At 60.1% G+C, this 16,604-nt stretch carries 11 protein-coding genes; 2 read left to right on the top strand and 9 right to left on the bottom strand.

All coding sequences use genetic code 11. The features are described from left to right. The first annotated feature begins 266 nt into the window (after positions 1–266). On the top strand, positions 267–1,226 hold the full coding sequence (locus IB267_RS31320; RefSeq protein WP_192451280.1) for a helix-turn-helix domain-containing protein: 960 nt from the start codon (positions 267–269) through the stop codon (positions 1,224–1,226). Between the two features lie 183 nt (positions 1,227–1,409). Beyond that, positions 1,410–7,478 (top strand): putative Ig domain-containing protein, encoded by a 6,069-nt coding sequence (locus IB267_RS31315; RefSeq protein ID WP_192451279.1) that lies wholly within the window; start codon positions 1,410–1,412, stop codon positions 7,476–7,478. On the opposite strand, the gene IB267_RS34040 is transcribed toward IB267_RS31315, so the two are convergent. From IB267_RS34040 to IB267_RS31275, 9 genes are all read right to left on the bottom strand, one after another. Continuing rightward, positions 7,410–7,823, bottom strand: a complete 414-nt coding sequence (locus IB267_RS34040; protein WP_371742670.1) for a transposase — start codon at positions 7,821–7,823, stop codon at positions 7,410–7,412. The genes IB267_RS31315 and IB267_RS34040 overlap by 69 nt on opposite strands. Beyond that, positions 7,802–7,996: a hypothetical protein gene (locus IB267_RS33580; protein ID WP_246810903.1), complete on the bottom strand. Its 195-nt coding sequence runs from the start codon at positions 7,994–7,996 to the stop codon at positions 7,802–7,804. The genes IB267_RS34040 and IB267_RS33580 overlap by 22 nt, the downstream gene beginning before the upstream one ends. Before the next feature lie 46 nt (positions 7,997–8,042). After that, positions 8,043–9,707 carry an arylsulfatase gene (locus tag IB267_RS31305; RefSeq protein ID WP_192451278.1) on the bottom strand — a complete coding sequence of 555 codons (1,665 nt, stop codon included), beginning with the start codon at positions 9,705–9,707 and terminating at the stop codon, positions 8,043–8,045. Between the two features lie 66 nt (positions 9,708–9,773). Then, entirely contained in the window at positions 9,774–10,562 is a 789-nt protein-coding gene (locus IB267_RS31300) for a hypothetical protein (protein WP_192451277.1), read from the bottom strand. Between the two features lie 368 nt (positions 10,563–10,930). Next, positions 10,931–11,314 (bottom strand): hypothetical protein, encoded by a 384-nt coding sequence (locus IB267_RS31295; RefSeq protein WP_192451276.1) that lies wholly within the window; start codon positions 11,312–11,314, stop codon positions 10,931–10,933. An 86-nt stretch (positions 11,315–11,400) separates the two neighbouring features. After that, on the bottom strand, positions 11,401–12,912 hold the full coding sequence (locus IB267_RS31290) for a phosphatase PAP2 family protein (protein ID WP_210336058.1): 1,512 nt from the start codon (positions 12,910–12,912) through the stop codon (positions 11,401–11,403). A gap of 218 nt (positions 12,913–13,130) precedes the next feature. Further along, positions 13,131–13,514 carry a hypothetical protein gene (locus IB267_RS31285; protein WP_192451275.1) on the bottom strand — a complete coding sequence of 128 codons (384 nt, stop codon included), beginning with the start codon at positions 13,512–13,514 and terminating at the stop codon, positions 13,131–13,133. Between the two features lie 568 nt (positions 13,515–14,082). Further along, entirely contained in the window at positions 14,083–15,690 is a 1,608-nt protein-coding gene (locus tag IB267_RS31280; protein ID WP_192451274.1) for an arylsulfatase, read from the bottom strand. A 345-nt stretch (positions 15,691–16,035) separates the two neighbouring features. Then, a complete protein-coding gene (locus IB267_RS31275) occupies positions 16,036–16,350 on the bottom strand; it encodes a c-type cytochrome (protein WP_192451273.1) in 315 nt (104 codons plus the stop codon). Positions 16,351–16,604 lie beyond the last annotated feature (254 nt).

The following is a 16,604-nucleotide window of genomic DNA, read 5'->3' as shown; positions in this document are numbered from 1 at the left end:
TGCGTCGGCCGCGTCTGGGATTCTCGGAGTTCGATTCGCGACTCCCGCTGATGGTTGCTTTGTCCGCAGTTTTCAATAACTTGCGCTTCCATTAGAAATCAATCGAAGCTTGCAGGTTCTCTGCAGGCGAGCCCACCCAATGAATGAAGTCTATGAACGCGTCATTTGAAGCAGCTGCACCTTCGGAAGTCGCAGATGCCGAGCACTTCGGATTGCCACGCTCTCGGTTCGACACGACAAGCATGCGGCAGCAGGATGCGCATCTGATGTGGCGAGAGTCGATTGGCGTGCTGTTCGACACACGTCTCCGCGGCCCGTCCGACGAACCGTTCTTTGCCAGCGTCGATGCGGCCCTGATTGGAGGTGTCGGGGTCGCGCGCACGCGATCAAGCGGTCAGGACTTCGATCGGTCCCGCTACAAGATCGCCCGCGACGGCATGGACGGGTATCTCGTGCAGTTTTATCTCAATGGTCAAAGCGGCAGCCGCGGCGGCTCCGACAGCATTGCCCGCCCCGGTGACCTCTACGTGATCGATATGGCGCAGCCGCTCGCCACATCGACAATCGATCATGAGCATCTCAGCCTCGTCATTCCGCGCCAGATGCTGGCCCCGCGTCTCAAGCGCCCGGACGACAATCATGAACTAGTCCTACCGGCGAACATGCCGCTCGTTTCGCTGTTGAGGGACACGCTCGGCAGCCTGCACAAACAGCTGGATCATATCTCCGTCGGCGACGCGGAGGCGGTACTGTCTCCGTTGCTTGATCTTGCCGGCGCAGCGATCAATAGCCAGACGAGCGAGGGCAACGCAGCAAGCGTCGGCCATGCGCTGTCGATCGAGGTCCGGCGCTACATAACCGACCACCTGCTCGAACCCGATCTGACAGTGGAGCGTGTCATGGCCGCATTCGGCCTTTCGCGCCGAACGGTCTACCGTCTTCTGGAACTGGTTGGGGGATTCTCGGTTTTCCTGGCGCAACAGCGCCTGCGGCGCGCCTTCACAAATCTGCGAGCGCCGGAATACAGGCACGTTGCAATCGCAGATCTCGCCTCAGCGCATGGCTTTACCAACGCGGCAAATTTCAGCCGCGCGTTTCGTCGGGAATTCGGCATGTCGCCGCGGGAGCTGCGGCATCTTTCGGCGCATCATCCCGCCCTGCTCAAATCCGCGCCTGGCCTGTCGGCGACCGACTGGTCGCAATGGATCGGCCTGATCGGGCGATAAGAGCTTCAGCGGCAAACGGTCGGTGCGTCGTCGAGGCCGCCCATTTGGCCGCAAATGCAGGGTCGTTGGCACGGAGTGCGCATTTCCACGCCTGACAGCCTGCATCAATTGAAGACGGCACTTTCTCCGAGCTAACACGAAGCGCGCCTGCCATGGCGCGGTTCTTGTTGCGAGAAATCCGTCATGACACGCTATCGATCGGCCACGGCCGCACGCTCCCGCAGCACAGCCGTTCGCAGTGCAAGCGGCGGCAGCACTTCGGCGATGCTGTGTGACGACATCGTCGAACGAATGTGCGTCGCCACGCCGGTGGAGGCGTTGCCGAAGGCTGAAAGGTTGCGCCGGTTCTGGCGCAATCAGATCCGGCTGCTCACGGTCCTGGTCTTCCTTCTTTCCAGCCTCGTGACCGTGGCGGGAGAAGCGTTCGCTGCGTCGAAAGGGTGTGAGGATATCGTTGCCGACCTGGACGGGAAGGACGTCGGAGCCTTCTCGAAGACCTACCCCAAGGGTGACTTTCTAACGACGGACAGGCTTCACATAGACCTGATCCGCAATCCATTCTACTGGGAAACCGCGTACTTCTATGCGATCTCTGGAACTGGCGTCGAATACTTCGCGACCGGTTATGAAGCCGGTGTTGTAACTGGCAACGAATCCGCATCGATTTCCGGGCAAAACCTCGTTGACGGTGGAATCTATGTCGAATTCATAAACCAAAGCTCGACAACCGTTCCCTGGCGAATGGACGTCGTCTGCGTCACGAAGAGCAACCCGCTGGACGCCGCACTTTCCGGTCTCGCCCTGTCGAGCGGCAACCTCGAGCCGGCCTTCGACACCAATACCCTGACCTATACGGCCACGGTGGCCAACGGCGTCTCCACCCTCGGCGTGACACCGTCAACGCCCGGAACCACCGCCACGGTGAAGATCAACGGGTTCAGCGCCGTATCGGGCACATCGACCGCCGTGCCACTCAATGTTGGCGACAACACACTCACCATTGCCGTGACGACCGAGGACCGCACGGTCACGCGGACCTATCGGGTGGTCGTCACGCGCAGCGCACCTCCCACGATCACCGGTCTCACCCCTTCCACCGGAAGTACGGCCGGTGGACAGTCCGTGACCATCACCGGCACCAACTTCATCGGTGTGAGTGCTGTTACCTTCGGCGGCACGCCTGCCACCACGTTCACCGTCGACAGCACCACCCAGATTACCGCCACCGTGCCGCCACGAACTGCCGGACCGGCCGATGTGACCGTGACGACCGTCGACAACACCTCCGTGACGCGCGCGAACGGTTATACCTACGGCTCCACGCCGGTCGTCACCGCCGTCAAGCCAGTCAACACGCCCGCACGAACCTACGCGATCGGCGCCTCGCTGATGTTCGACGTGGATTTCGATCAGAGGATCGCCATCAGCAACGGGGTCCCGCACCTCAAGGCTGTCCTTGGCGCCGTCGAGCGAAGGATGAACTTGATCGGATACGGCTGGAGCACAATGAGGTTCGCCTACACGGTTGTCGAAAACGATCTCGACGAAGACGGAATCGCGATCGGGTCGATGTCGCTCGAAGGCGCCACAATCAAGGATTACTACCACGTAGCGGACGCAGACGTAACACTGCGCAACATTGCTGACATGTCAGGCATCAGGATCGATGGCGTCCGGCCCACCGTCGCGTCAATCAAACCCGCTGGGACCGGCACGATCTTCGACGTTGAATTTTCCGAACCGGTCATGGCGGTGGACATCGGCAAGTTCACCCTGGTGAAAACAGGAACGGCGCAAGGCACGATCGACAGTGTGTCGGGATCGGGATCGGCCTATCAGGTGCATGTGGCGAATGTTTCTGGAGACGGCACCTTGGCTCTCAGCTTGTCCGCGGGCACGGGCATAAAGGATATCGCTGGCAACGAGATGGCCAGTGCGTTCACCGGCGGAACGCCCATGATCGTCACGCCGCCCTCAATCGACGCCAGTCTCTCGGGCATCGGCATGTCCAACGGCACGCTCACGCCGGCCTTCGACGCCGCCACCACCAGCTACAGTCTCTCGGTAGCCAATAGCGTTACCAGCATCGCCGTCACGCCGGCCAGCACACATCCCGGCGCCACCGTCTCGGTCAACGGAGCCGTCGTCTCGGCGCCGGGCAGCGTTCCCGTCAGCCTCCAGGTCGGCGACAACGCCATAAGGATCGTGGTTACGGCGCAGGACGCCGTCACGAAGAAGACCTATGACATCGTCGTCAATCGCGCGGGCGCAGTTCCGGATGCACCGACTGATGTCAGCGCTGTGTCGGGTGACGGCGAGGCGACGGTCAGCTTCACCGCCCCTGTGAATGCGGGCACCACGCCGATCAGCAGCTACACCGTGACGTCTGATCCAGGTGGTGCCGTGGCAACCGGCGGATCGAGTCCCATCACCGTGAAGGGCCTTGCCAACGGAACGGCCTACACCTTCACAGTGACGGCCGCCAACAGCATCGGCCCCGGTCCGGCCTCCGATCCGTCCGGTTCGGTCACACCAAAGCCTGCTCCGGTCGCCAACGCTGTGAGTGCGACGGTTGCCGCAAACTCCACGGCCAATCTGATGACGCTCAGCCTCAGTGGCGGCGCGGCGGACACGCTGGCCATTGGCACCCAGCCGACGCACGGTGCGGCTTCGGTTTCGGGACTGGCTATCACCTACACCCCGACAGCTGGCTACTCCGGTTCCGACAGCTTCACCTATACCGCCACCAACACCAGCGGTACGTCGAATGCCGCGACCGTGACGATCACCGTTTCCGCGCCGACCCTCAGTTTCTCGCCGCCGGCTGGCGCGCTACCGGGTGGAACGGCCGCGACCGCATATGGCGGCGTCACCGTTACGGCCGCAGCCGGCACCGCGCCCTATACCTACGCCGTCAACGGCACGCTGCCGGACGGGCTGACGCTCGATCCAGCGTCCGGTCTTATCTCGGGAACGCCGACGACCGCCGGTGCCTACACCTTCACGGTCACGGCCACCGACGCCAACAACGCAACGGGGATGGCGGCCTACTCGATCACGATCGCGGTCGAAGCGCCGACCGCCGGCGATGTGAGCGCAACCGTCGCGGCAAACTCCACGGCGAACGCCGTCACACCAGATCTCGGAGGCGGAGTTGCCGATACGCTGGCCATCGGCACGCAGGCAACGCACGGCACGGCTTCGGTTTCGGGACTTGCGATCAGCTATACACCGACACCAGGCTATTCCGGCTCCGACAGCTTCACCTACACCGCCACCAACACCAGCGGTACGTCGAATGCGGCGACCGTGACCATCACCGTTTCTGCGCCGACCCTCACCTTCTCGCCGCCGGCTGGCGCGCTACCGGGTGGAACGGCCGCGACCGCTTATGGCGGCGTCACCGTTACGGCCGCAGCCGGCACCGCGCCCTATACCTACGCCGTCAACGGCACGCTGCCGGACGGGCTGACGCTCGATCCAGCGTCCGGTCTTATCTCGGGAACGCCGACGACCGCCGGTGCCTACACCTTCACGGTCACGGCCACCGACGCCAACAACGCTACGGGGACGGCAGCATACTCGATCGCAATTGCGGTCGAGGCGCCGACCGTCGGCGATGTGAGCGCAACCGTCGCGGCAAACTCCGCGGCGAACGCCGTCACACCAGATCTCGGCGGCGGAGTTGCCGATACGCTGGCCATCGGCACGCAGGCAACGCACGGCACAGCTTCGGTTTCGGGACTTGCGATAAGCTATACACCGACACCAGGCTATTCCGGCTCCGACAGCTTCACCTACACCGCCACCAACGCCAGCGGTACGTCGAATGCGGCGACCGTGACCATCACCGTCACGGCACCCACGCTCACCTTCGCGCCCTCAGCCGGCACGTTGACCGGGGGTATCGTCGGGACGGCCTATGACGTCATAGTCGTCGCGTCGGCCGGCACCGCGCCCTATCGCTATGCCGTGACTTCAGGCGAACTGCCTGCAGGCCTCGCGCTCGATGGCATCACCGGTCGCATCTCGGGGATGCCGACGACCGCCGGAAGCTACAATTTCACCGTGACGGCAACCGACGCCAACAACGCAACGGGAACCGCAAGCTACTCGATCGCCATCGTCATGCAGGCTCCGACAGCCAACAATGTGCGTGCGACTGTCGCAGCAAACTCCGCTGTCAACCCGATCACGCTTGATCTCACCGGCGGCGCAGCGAATTCCGTGGCCATCGGCGCCCAGCCGGCGCACGGCACGGCCGCCGTGTCGGGACTCGCGATCACCTATACCCCGACACCGGGCTATTCCGGTTCCGACAGCTTCACCTATGTGGCCACCAACGCCACCGGCACCTCGCCTGCCGCAACGGTGGCGATCACAGTGACAGCGCCGACACTCGCCTTCTCGCCGACGACTGGCGCGCTGGCGAGCGGAACCGCCGGAAGCGCCTATGGCGGCGCCACCGTCATCGCCTCGGGCGGAACCGCGCCCTATCGATATGCGGTCACATCGGGCCAGCTTCCTGCGGGCCTCGCGCTCGACGGCGCCACCGGCGCGATCGGCGGCACCCCGACCCGGGCCGGAAACCACGATTTTACCGTGACGGCAACCGATGCCAACAATGCTGCCGGAACCGCACGCTATTCGATCGCGATTGTAGCGGCCCCAGTCGATTTCGCCTTCCAGCCACCCGCTGGAGCGCTCACGGACGCCATGGCCGGCGAGGATTATAGCCAGCCAATTGCCGCCAAAGGCGGAACCGGGCCGATGCTCTATCGCCTGGCATCCGGCGCCTTGCCCAAGGGCATGGCCCTCAACATCTCGACGGGTGAACTGACCGGCCCACTGGCCGCGGATGCCGGCGGGAATTACACGTTCACAATCGAGGCTCGCGACGGCAACGGCGCAACGGGAACGGCGAGCTATACCGTCAAGGTCCAAGCCCGCACGATCACGGTCAGCGACAAGGTGGTCGATGTCCCGGCCGGGTCCGCACCGCCCGATGTCTATCTCAATCGCGGCGCCACCGGCGGTCCGTTCATTGGGGCCGAGACCACCTTTGTCGAACCGGCCCAAGCCGGAACGGCGTCGATCATCCAGGGCGAGTTGGCACAGGTCGGTCCGGTCGCCGCCCCGGTTGGCTGGTATCTGAAGTTCACGCCCAGCAGGGCCTACTCCGGCCAGGTGCGCGTCGGCTTCCGCATGATCAGTGCGCTCGGTACTTCCAACACCGGGACCGTGACCTACAATCTCGCCTTCGATGCGTCCGGGCACGCTGCGGAGATCGACGCGCTCGTGCGCGACTTCGTGCGGACGCGGCAGAACCTGATCGCCTCGACCCTCAAGGTGCCGGGGCTGATCGACCGGCGGCGGATGGGGGCGGGAACGGATGCGGTTACCACCCGTATGACACCTTCAACCGATGCCGTTACACTTGGCTTTTCCACCAGTCTTGCCCAGATCGAGGCTGCGCGCGACAGCGCCGATGGCATTGACCAGGCAGAAGCCTCGCCGTTCAACATCTGGCTCGACAGCACGTTCCTGATGCACCGCCGTAAGGACGACGATGACAAGTGGGGCAACTTCGGCATGGTCTCGCTTGGCGCAGACTATCTGCTGTCGGAGAAGGCGCTGCTCGGCCTGTCCTTCCACTATGACCGAATGACCGACCCGACCGACGAGGATGCGGAGCTGTCCGGCAATGGCTGGCTCGCTGGCCCCTATGCCTCATTCGAACTCGGCAAGAGTATCTTCTGGGATACGAGCGTGCTTTATGGCGGCTCGTCCAACACCATCGATATGAACGCCTTTGACGGCACGTTCGACACGCGCCGCTTGCTCATGGACACCTCCGTCAAGGGGCAATGGCAGCTGGACGATGCAACCGTGTTTACGCCGGCGCTGCGGGCCGTCTACTTCTCCGAGACGGTTGACGACTATGGAGTGAAGAACGGCGCCGGCGACCTCATCGACCTCAAGGGCTTCACCGAGGAGCAATTGCGGGTCAGTCTGAGGGCGGAGATTGCCCGGCAGTTCAGCCTTGAGAACGAGATGACGCTGACGCCCAAGCTCGCCGGCACGCTCGGCTACTCCGGGCTTGACGGCGCGGGCATGTTCGGCTCGCTTTCGGCCGGACTGTCACTAAAAACCGCGGAGAGCTGGTCGATCGACACCGGTCTGCTATTCAACATCGAAGGCGACGGTGAGACATCTGCGGGCGCAAAGGTTGGGGTCAGTGGACGTTTTTGAATAAGCATGCCAGGCGGTACCGACTTTACAGGAGTGTCGCAACGCAAGCTCATTCAGCTTGCTCGCCGGCTCAACGACCAGCCGAGAAAGTGCCTCAACTACAAGGCGTCGGCCGAAGAGCTTGCGGGCCAGCGCGCCACGCGCCTTTCTGGGACCGGCCCGTCTTGCGACCGCCAGCGCCCGGCACTTCAGCTCTGCCCCTTTGACCGGTCGCGTCCCGATGACATTGGCCGACTCGTGGAGCGCGGTGCGCACACTGCCATCACTGATCTTTGAGATGCGACCACCATGATCGGTCACGCCCGATTGATATTTCTTCGGCGTCAATCCGAAGTGCGGCGCCACCGCGCATGATGAGCGGAATCGCTCCGCGCGTCGATGGCCGCCACAAATGTCAGCGCCACCAGGACGCCAACGCCGGGCGTCGTCATGAGCCGCTGTGCGTAGTCATCCCGGTGGGGGATGGCACGCAGATTGCGTTCAAAACCTGCAATTTCTTGCTCAAGCGCGTCGCGCATCTTCCGTAGTGCCGTGCGATCGCCTGCAGGGTCGAATGGCCTTCCATCAGTTCGCGGATGCGGCACATACGGGCGAACTCTCGGGCAAAATAACATTGTTTGTTTCGACGTATTCAGCCCAGTGCTGAATTAGCCGCTCTCTAGTCATTGGTTGGCTCGAAGAAAGATCGACTGTCTCGGCTGGATCGGCGGCCAAATTGTATAGCTGCCAGGAACCGGTGCCATAGGGTTCGCATAACCAGAGCAACTTCCAGTCGCCCTGCCGAATGGCTCGACTGCCGAAAAGTTCCCAGCCGAGCCAATCGGATGAATCGCGAACCGAGGCGCGCGAAGCATTCAAGATCGGGACAAGAGCCTTGCCTTGCAATTGAGCAACTGCTTTGCCGTCGTACTCGTCCGGGTGTGGTACGTTCGCTGCGGCCAATATCGTCACCGGAATGTCCATTATGTGCGCGAGCGCGTTGGATATCCTCCCGCTTCCCCGGACGGCGGGCCCAGCTATGATCAAAGGCGCTCGTATGCCGCCTTCGGACAGAAAACCCTTGAAGAGACGAAACGGACCGGCACTGACCTGGGCCCAAGCTGCGCCGTACTGAATGAAGGTTCCCTTCTTGCCCCAGTCCTCGAAGCGACTGTTGTCCCACGGCTTCCCCATGTTCATCATCGTGCCTTCGGGGCCATTGTCCGAAAGGAAAATGATCAAAGTATCGTCATAAAGGTTGTTTGACTTGAGATACCTGATCAGTTTGCCGATGTTGGCATCCATATGCTCGACCATGGCTGCGTAGAGTTCCATTCTCCGCGAGGACTGGCGTCGATCGTTATCGGATAGCTCGGTACATGCGGGGACGCTCGGGAGCCGCGGAAACGTGGTCGCAGTTGCATCGACGATGCCAAGCTTCTTCATACGCTCTATACGGGTTGCGCGCGTAGCGTCGTAACCTTGATCGTAACGACCTTTGTATTTGTCGAGCCATTCAGCGGGTAATTGAAAGGGGTCATGTGGGGCCTGTAATGCCAGATAGGCAAAAAACGGCTTTCCGTCGCCGCGGTCCTTCTCGATGTCGTCAATGATTGACGACGAATAATCCTCGCTCGAATGAAAGCCCGGACGTAAGGATTGGATCGCTTGCCCATTATGCGTATAGAGTTGCTTTTGCCCCTTTGCCCCCCACATATCATCGAGATGGCTTCCGCCACCGGGGATCAAGGTCAAGTCGCGTATGAAGCCTCGAGCCGCAGGCCAATGGGCAGGGTCCTCGCCCATGTGCCACTTGCCCGCCATGTAGGTATTGTAACCCGCGTCTTTCAGCAACGATGCCACTGTCACGACTCGGTCATTGAGATATCCTTCGTAACCACGATTTCCCTTCTGATTTGGAGCCATGAATTCGGCCATGTTGCCCAGACCGGCGATGTGGTTGTCGACGCCCGTCAACATCATCGCCCGCGACGGCGAGCATGTCGCGCTCACCCCGAAATTCGTAAATCTGAGCCCGACCGATGCCAGCGCATCGAGATTTGGAGTACTGATCTCGCCACCGAAGCTGCCGATATCCGCGTACCCCAGATCGTCGGCAACGATGAGGGCGATATTTGGTCGCCGTTCCTGTGCGAGGCTTAGGCTGGATGAAGCCGATAGAAGGAACAGTGCTGCCGCGGTGCTCGGTACTGCATGGGCCATGACGCGGCGGACGAGAGACAACGCCATACTACATCTCCAAATATCGACTGAGCTGTAGGGCGGGCGTCACGTGCGCCCTCTATCGCGCAGCTGCTAAAATCGAACTTCCAGAGTCAGTATTGGCCCCTGCTGTACGGCGTCAAAAACGAACCCGTCTTTGCTGTAGTCGACCCCTAGTGCCCGGTAGCCAGCCAAAGCTGAAATAGTCTCGTTGAAACGGTATCCGATCGCGGCGGCAACATCCCAGTCGACATCAGCTCCTCCGGCGCCGACAAGGCCCCAGCCCGTGAGATAGATTTCAGGTGTGATCGAATAGGTGCCTCGAAGACCGGCGACCGCATCGACCCATGTCGCATCGTCGGTTGCGGAACGTCCATCGAGAATGCCCCCGCTGAAAGAGACTTCGTTCTTAGCGGACCAAATGCGCGCGCCGCCGGCGACATCAAACCGGGCCGCGGAATCTTCGAAAATCGTGTAACCTACACCCAGCAATCCCGCGAAGGTCTCGGCAGATACCGAGACATCAGACGCAACAACGCCCCGCGGCGTCGCACCTTGACCTGAAATCTTCGTGTAGATCACGTCACCGAAAACACTATAGGGACCATAGCGCGCTTCACCCATCGCCATCGCCGCGAACTCTAGGTGATCGAATATATCGCCGAAGCTCGCGTCGATATGCGCCTCGGGCAAACCAAAGGATGCGACGTCCCCTTTCAGGCCTGCGGCCCAAAAGTAAGGTGCAAACGAGAAGGTCCAACCGCCAGCAGTCTCAGTCTCTTGGACTTCGGGCGTCATCGGTGATTTGAGGTCGGCAGCCAAGGCACCGCCAACCACCAGAAAACATGTCATGGTTGCGATGGAAAAGAGATGTGCTTGCATTGTTCCCCCAAGTGGTTCCCACCACGAACTGGTTTCTGACAGCATACTTCAGAATAAACTCAAACATGTCCAAGCAAATTACGGCACTACGTTCGACGATGGCACCATTTTTGCGCCGGTGTGACGAACTTTGGTCCCGCGCATGGGCCGCAGTCCGGCCAAAGGCGTCCAGCCCCTCCCCTGTCACGCCGCCATGACTCGACACGATCGAGGCTTCGAAAAATGCCGAGGCGCCGATGTCTCGCCTCGCGGACTGTTGCGCGCTGGCCTTTCTTGTGGTGACGCTTCTTCTGGCGGCGATCGCATGGGTACTTTCAGGACAAGCCGCAAGGGCACTGGCGGCGCTGGTGATTGCCACCGTTGAATGGTCAGCGCGTCCGCGTGGACAAGTCATCCCTGCAGGCCTCGCTGAACTCTGTGAGCAGGTTCAAGTCGCCCTTCCTGACAGTCTCCGTGACATCATGAAGGCTGCGATTCGGGCCGAGGTAGGCTTCGAGAATGCGCCCCTCGATCCGTTCGGCAGCGCTGATCACCGGGCGGGCCGACATCACACGCATGTGTCCGATCAAGGCGTAAAGCCTTATCATGTTGGTGACGTCTTCCGTCTGATGAGTCAGCGCGTCTCCATAGAGTCGCGCGGCCTCATCAATGAAATCGCTGTAGAGCGCCTCCAGCTTCTCCCTTTCTTTTTGGCGTACTGCATTGTGAAACTGTGCTCGTTGCGTGAGCCAAGTGGTGCTCAGCGCGGTCATACTGCCGATGATAGCACCCGCGAGGGCGGAAAATGCCGGGCTGGATTCAAGGCTGCCTCCGCGACACAGGTGAAATCGGGATGGAACTAGCGATTCACATCGACCGCGTTGAGTTTCCTTGCCGCCGTCCCGAACTGCCCCAGTTGATAAACGGCGGCGCCGGCAGGCGAAAACGTGAACCGTTCGAACGGCTCGGCGATCATGTCTTCGAGGTATTTTCGGGCGGCGACACCCGTCGTGATATGCGGGTTGAAATGCTCACCGGAAGCCTCCGGAACAAACGTCGAAACATATCCAATCAATAGGGGATCGATGAGCGGATCGTCAGGCGTGGTAACGAAGGCCGCGGAGCTTCCGGTCGCCACTGCGAACGGTCGAACGGCGTCAATCAGGTCTGCCTGCAGCTTGACCAATTCCGGCGTTCTTTCGATCACAATGCCCGCAACGCCGAGGTCATTGGTCGGGATGTAGTAGTATTTGATCGCCGCAAGCTTCATATCCGCCACCTTGGCGCTGGTAAAAACTTGGTCGATCCTGGCGTACATCTTGTCGAGGTCGGCGGTCCGCACGAAGCGTTGGATGAGCGTGATGTGGGGATTATGGGCCGCATCGAGTGGGAAGCCCGCGGGATAGGCCTTCAGCAGACGAGCGTTGTTGGCTTTAGCATGCTGGAGCATGGTTGTGTCCGGCTCCAGAAGAATATCAATCGCTGTCACATCGCTGGCCTGGAACCCCAAGGCAAGCGCCGCCGCTTCCGCCTTGCAATCCCCTGCCGGAGCGAGGCCCTTAGCAAGCACTACGGCAACTTCGGCCCTGGCAGCCTCCAAATCCGCACGAAAGGTCGGGCTTGCGTGCAAGCGCGCGACAGTGGCCGCCCCCATGAAACGGCCCCAGACCACGTCGCTATACCAGTGATGATTAACCACCATGCGGCTTTCTCCGAAGGCGCGGCCGCGCGCAAGAATTTCGTCCGCACGGTCAGGCACGATCTCTGTCAGAAGGAGTGCGAGACCCCAACCGATCGCCGTGTGTCCCGACGGGTAGGAGGGGTCCTTCGCCAGCTCCGCCCGATACTTCGGAACTCCGATGGGTTCGTTGTTCTGCTGGAACGGCCGGGTTCGGTGGTAGTAGTTCTTTGCAGTGTAGGTCGAAAGACCCAGATCACTGACTGATCGACGCAGCAACGTCGATAGATACGGAGCATTTTCCTCCGTGATTTGGGTGTTCAATGCGCATGAGAAGTCGCTGATCAGGCTTGAAAACTTCAGGTCGAAGTCATTTTCTGCCAAGGCGAACCGCGGCGTGGTGCGTAGAGCAAGGGTGTTTCGTGCGACCTCATCGTCCAGCAATTGCGCCGTGGACCCAGCTTCTGGAGGTCTGGGAATGAGCAGGAGGCTGTTCGGCAGCGCTTTCTGATCAAGGTATCCTTCCAGCCACCCCATCCCGAGTTCGGGATGAAATTCCGGAACCGTGCCAAGCTCGGTCCCCCCAAAGGAGGAGATATCCTTGGCTTCCGCAATGCTGGCGAACAGGCTGACCGCCAGCATTGCGGAGACTGCCATTCTGGGCAACGTCAAACGGAGTACCGTGAAGTCCATTGCCCGTTCCTCCTCGTTGGTCTCTATAGTCGGCGTAGTTCACCGCTCTTGTGCCGCTGAAAGCGCGGAACCCTGAAGCGATCTTGAGCTGTCGCGACTTTGATATGTCATGCAACACCTCGTGCTGCGAAGTTTCGCATCGCTCGGCCTGGTTGGGAGTCCCTGCGACTATGTGACAGGTGGGCCGATTGCTCCTGCGCAATTGCCGTTGCCCGCTGTCAATGCGGAACAGGTTGCATGTCATAGACCTGGCCAGCCGATCTCAGCTGATCAAGTGTTTTTCCAGAACAGGTTCCTGCTACTTCGTCCAAAATTCGCTTGGCTGTTCCATCGATGGATATGGTCCCTGCCTGACGATCTGGCGTCATATAGACGGCAACGCCATCCGGACCAATCTTGGACAGATAGAAAAACCGATGGATGCGATCCCCCTCACAATGAACCACAAAGGGAAAGGCGCCAAAGGAACCATCACCAGCATTTGCAGGAGACGTGTAAAAAGCCATGGGATCCAACAACAAGACAAGCGCGGCGAAAGTCACTTTCATAACTGTTTCGCGGCGCTCTGATCGAAACCACTTACCCGACACGATATCTCTCATTGAATAAACCCTCATAATTCGCCCTCCTGTCGGGTGTGCACTGGAATATTCAACGCAATTTGACTCGTTGCCTCCGTGTTGGCATTGATCTAGCGCAACATTGATACCGACCAGTATCGCCACCTGGAATTTGATCGGAGCCGATCACTCATCCGCTTCCAAGTTTAGGCGCTTTCGGTGTTGAGGGTGGACGTCACGCGTCTTTTGTTGTGTGCGCGACGAAAGGCTCCAGGAGGGTTGAACTGAAATCGCTGCGGTCGTCGTCTCCGGCAAACGACCAGATTGGCCAGCATTCCGATCGTCCAGGGGACGCTCAGCGTGACAGCGACGGCAGTCGAACCCGGTCCCAGTTCTGTCCGCCAAGCAAGTCGTCCGACGCCGTCGGTATAGGGAATACCGGGCCTACGCCCCAGGTAGTCCCACCTTCAGTAGGCCTGGCTGGTTGAGAAGAACAGGCTGTGGGTGTGTTACCGATCCCGAATTGTGTGACGACATCACGTGCCGAGTATTTAGTCTAGACTTGGGGCCGCATGGGCAAAGACTGCCGCGGCCCCCGTTAGTAGCGGCCTCAGTTGCTGCCTTTGGACGTTGCGGTCACTGCCTCCATCACGCGGTCCAGGCTGAAGCTGCCGGGCTTCTGGCGCGGCGGGAATTCACGGAAGCTAGATATCCATTGACCGACGTAGGCCGCGGCGGGGGCCAACGCGAACATTCGTTCCGCCGCCCATTGCGGATGACCGGTGGATTCATCGGAAGCGCGCTCGAACGGGTCCATTCGCAGATTGGTCAGCATCGGCCAACGCAGTTCCTCGAAGGGGGTCTCCCAGACCTTGATGCCGACGGAGTTCTGCCGAAGGAAGGATAGTTTCCAGTTGTCGTAGCGCAATGCAGCGACGCTGCCCCCGTCGGTCCAGTAGAGGAATTCGCGACGTGGCGACTCCTTTACATCGCCTTTCAGGAAGGGCAACAGGTTGTACCCGTCGAGGTGAACCTTGTAGGTCGTATCGCCGATTTTGCGACCCTTCAGCAAGTCCTCCTTGACGGTGCTGTCGCCCGCCGCCGCGAGCAAGGTCGGTATCATATCCTCGTGCGCGCCCATCTCGTTGATCGTGGTTCCGGGTTTGATGACTCCGGGCCAGCGGATGAAGGTGGGAACACGGAAGCCGCCCTCCCATTGGGTGTTCTTCTCGCCCCGGAACATCGTCGTTCCACCATCGGGCCAGTTGAAGAACTCCGCGCCGTTGTCGCTGGAATACATGACAATGGTATTATCCTCGATGCCGAGTTCCTTGAGCTTGGCCAGCAGCTGACCGACGTGGCCATCGTGTTCAACCATGCCGTCGGCATAGACACCAAGGCCGGTTTTGCCTTCACTTTCCTTCTTCAGGTGCGTGAACACGTGCATTCGGGAAGAGTTCCACCAGACGAAGAACGGCTTGTTGTTCTTTGCCGCCTTGTCGATGAAATCGATTGCCCCCTCTGTGACTTCCTCGTCCACGGTCTCCATGCGCTTCCTGGTCAGCGGGCCGGTGTCCTCGCACTTCTGCTTTCCAACCGCTCCGAAGCGCGGATCGACCGTCGGATCGTCCTTGTCCGTCGCGAAGCAATGCAGCACGCCGCGCGGACCGAACTGCGCCCTGAAGGCCGGGTTTTTAGGATAGTCGACGTTCTCCGGTTCTTCCTCCGCGTTAAGGTGGTAGAGATTGCCAAACCACTCATCAAAGCCGTGCACGGTGGGCAGCATGTCATTGCGGTCGCCCAGATGATTCTTGCCAAACTGGCCGGTGGTATAACCGAGTGGTTTGAGCAACTCGGCAAGCGTGGGATCTTCTTTCTTCAAACCTTCCGGTGCGCCGGGCAAACCGACCTTGGTAAGGCCTGTGCGAATAGGCGATTGGCCTGTGATAAAAGCCGCGCGCCCGGCGGTACAGCTTTGCTGTCCATACCAGTCTGTAAACATCCCACCCTGCTGGGCGATGCTGTCAATGTTCGGCGTCCGGTAACCCATCATCCCATGGTTGAAAGCGCTGATGTTGAACTGCCCAATATCATCGCCCCAAATGATGAGGATGTTGGGTTTCGCATTCTGCGCCCACGTCGGAGCGGTCGTCAGGGCGCATCCGACAAGAAGCGCTGAACTGAGGGTACTCAGACGGGTTAGAATATTCGTCCTCATAGGAATTTCCTCCCTTGCCAACAGCGGCAGAGAAAATATATTGCAATAAAAACAATATATCTTTGATATTCCTCAAAATTGATCGCCGTATAATTTAATATATATCAGGTTTTGATTTTGCGACTCGGCGAGTGACTATTACGAACGGATTAGAAACTTGAGGGTCAACCGTAGGAGACGGTTCGCTATGCGCAGCAAGATGTTCAGTCGATCCAATTAAGGCCTCCGGCGGGCCCCGCATCCGTTATCGGATCACAGACATGCGGCAACGGTATTTTTCGCTTATCGGTCAGCGGCTGCTGGCTCTCCGCTTCGCAGTTTCGGTTCGATCAATTGGACAGGTGTCTATTTCCTCAAACTGAGAATATAGGCCGAGAGGTCCTCGACATCTGTCTGCGAGAGCACGATGTTCGGCATGGTCGGATGGTGCTGAGCCGTCAGCCAAACGTTGAGTGCTGCCGCGGTCATTCCCGGTGTCGCAGCAACCGTTTCGAAGCTGGGCGCTTCTGCAATGGGCGACCGAGCCTGACCAGCGAGGACGGCGTGGCAGGCAGCGCAGGCCTCGGTCGCGAGCTGGCGCCCCTGCGGGATGTCCTGTGCCTGTACTGCCTGAATCGCTGCAAGTGTGGCGGCGATCATTGATACGAACGTTGCGCGCATTCGCTAACTCCTCACCCGCTGGACAGACCGTCTATTACCACGTCGACTGCCCTCGGCCCCGACGGCTGGTAAAACATCACTGTACTCACCGGCAGGACGAACGACAATCTGTCGAGAGGGCAGATGGGGTAGGCCTGCGGAAAACCGGCGTGCCCAAAAGCCAAGGCTAGATAGTTCCTCAGACTACCGGGTGCCGGGTTGCACAGTCGAGACGTCGAGCGCAAGATAGCGAGTTGACAGTGAATGAATGCGGA

Source organism: Ensifer sp. ENS09 (assembly GCF_014852425.1).
In the GTDB taxonomy this organism is placed as follows: Bacteria; Pseudomonadota; Alphaproteobacteria; order Rhizobiales; family Rhizobiaceae; genus Ensifer.
This window is presented reverse-complemented; position numbering and strand designations above follow the sequence as displayed.

Excerpts from the sequence above, each read along its gene's own strand:
- IB267_RS31320 (WP_192451280.1), top strand. The coding sequence starts at position 267 with ATGTGGCGAGAGTCGATTGGCGTGCTGTTCGACACACGTCTCCGCGGC.
- IB267_RS31315 (WP_192451279.1), top strand. The coding sequence starts at position 1,410 with ATGACACGCTATCGATCGGCCACGGCCGCACGCTCCCGCAGCACAGCC.
- IB267_RS33580 (WP_246810903.1), bottom strand. The coding sequence starts at position 7,996 with ATGCGCGACGCGCTTGAGCAAGAAATTGCAGGTTTTGAACGCAATCTG.
- IB267_RS31305 (WP_192451278.1), bottom strand. The coding sequence starts at position 9,707 with ATGGCGTTGTCTCTCGTCCGCCGCGTCATGGCCCATGCAGTACCGAGC.
- IB267_RS31300 (WP_192451277.1), bottom strand. The coding sequence starts at position 10,562 with ATGCAAGCACATCTCTTTTCCATCGCAACCATGACATGTTTTCTGGTG.
- IB267_RS31295 (WP_192451276.1), bottom strand. The coding sequence starts at position 11,314 with ATGACCGCGCTGAGCACCACTTGGCTCACGCAACGAGCACAGTTTCAC.
- IB267_RS31290 (WP_210336058.1), bottom strand. The coding sequence starts at position 12,912 with ATGGACTTCACGGTACTCCGTTTGACGTTGCCCAGAATGGCAGTCTCC.
- IB267_RS31285 (WP_192451275.1), bottom strand. The coding sequence starts at position 13,514 with ATGAGAGATATCGTGTCGGGTAAGTGGTTTCGATCAGAGCGCCGCGAA.
- IB267_RS31280 (WP_192451274.1), bottom strand. The coding sequence starts at position 15,690 with ATGAGGACGAATATTCTAACCCGTCTGAGTACCCTCAGTTCAGCGCTT.
- IB267_RS31275 (WP_192451273.1), bottom strand. The coding sequence starts at position 16,350 with ATGCGCGCAACGTTCGTATCAATGATCGCCGCCACACTTGCAGCGATT.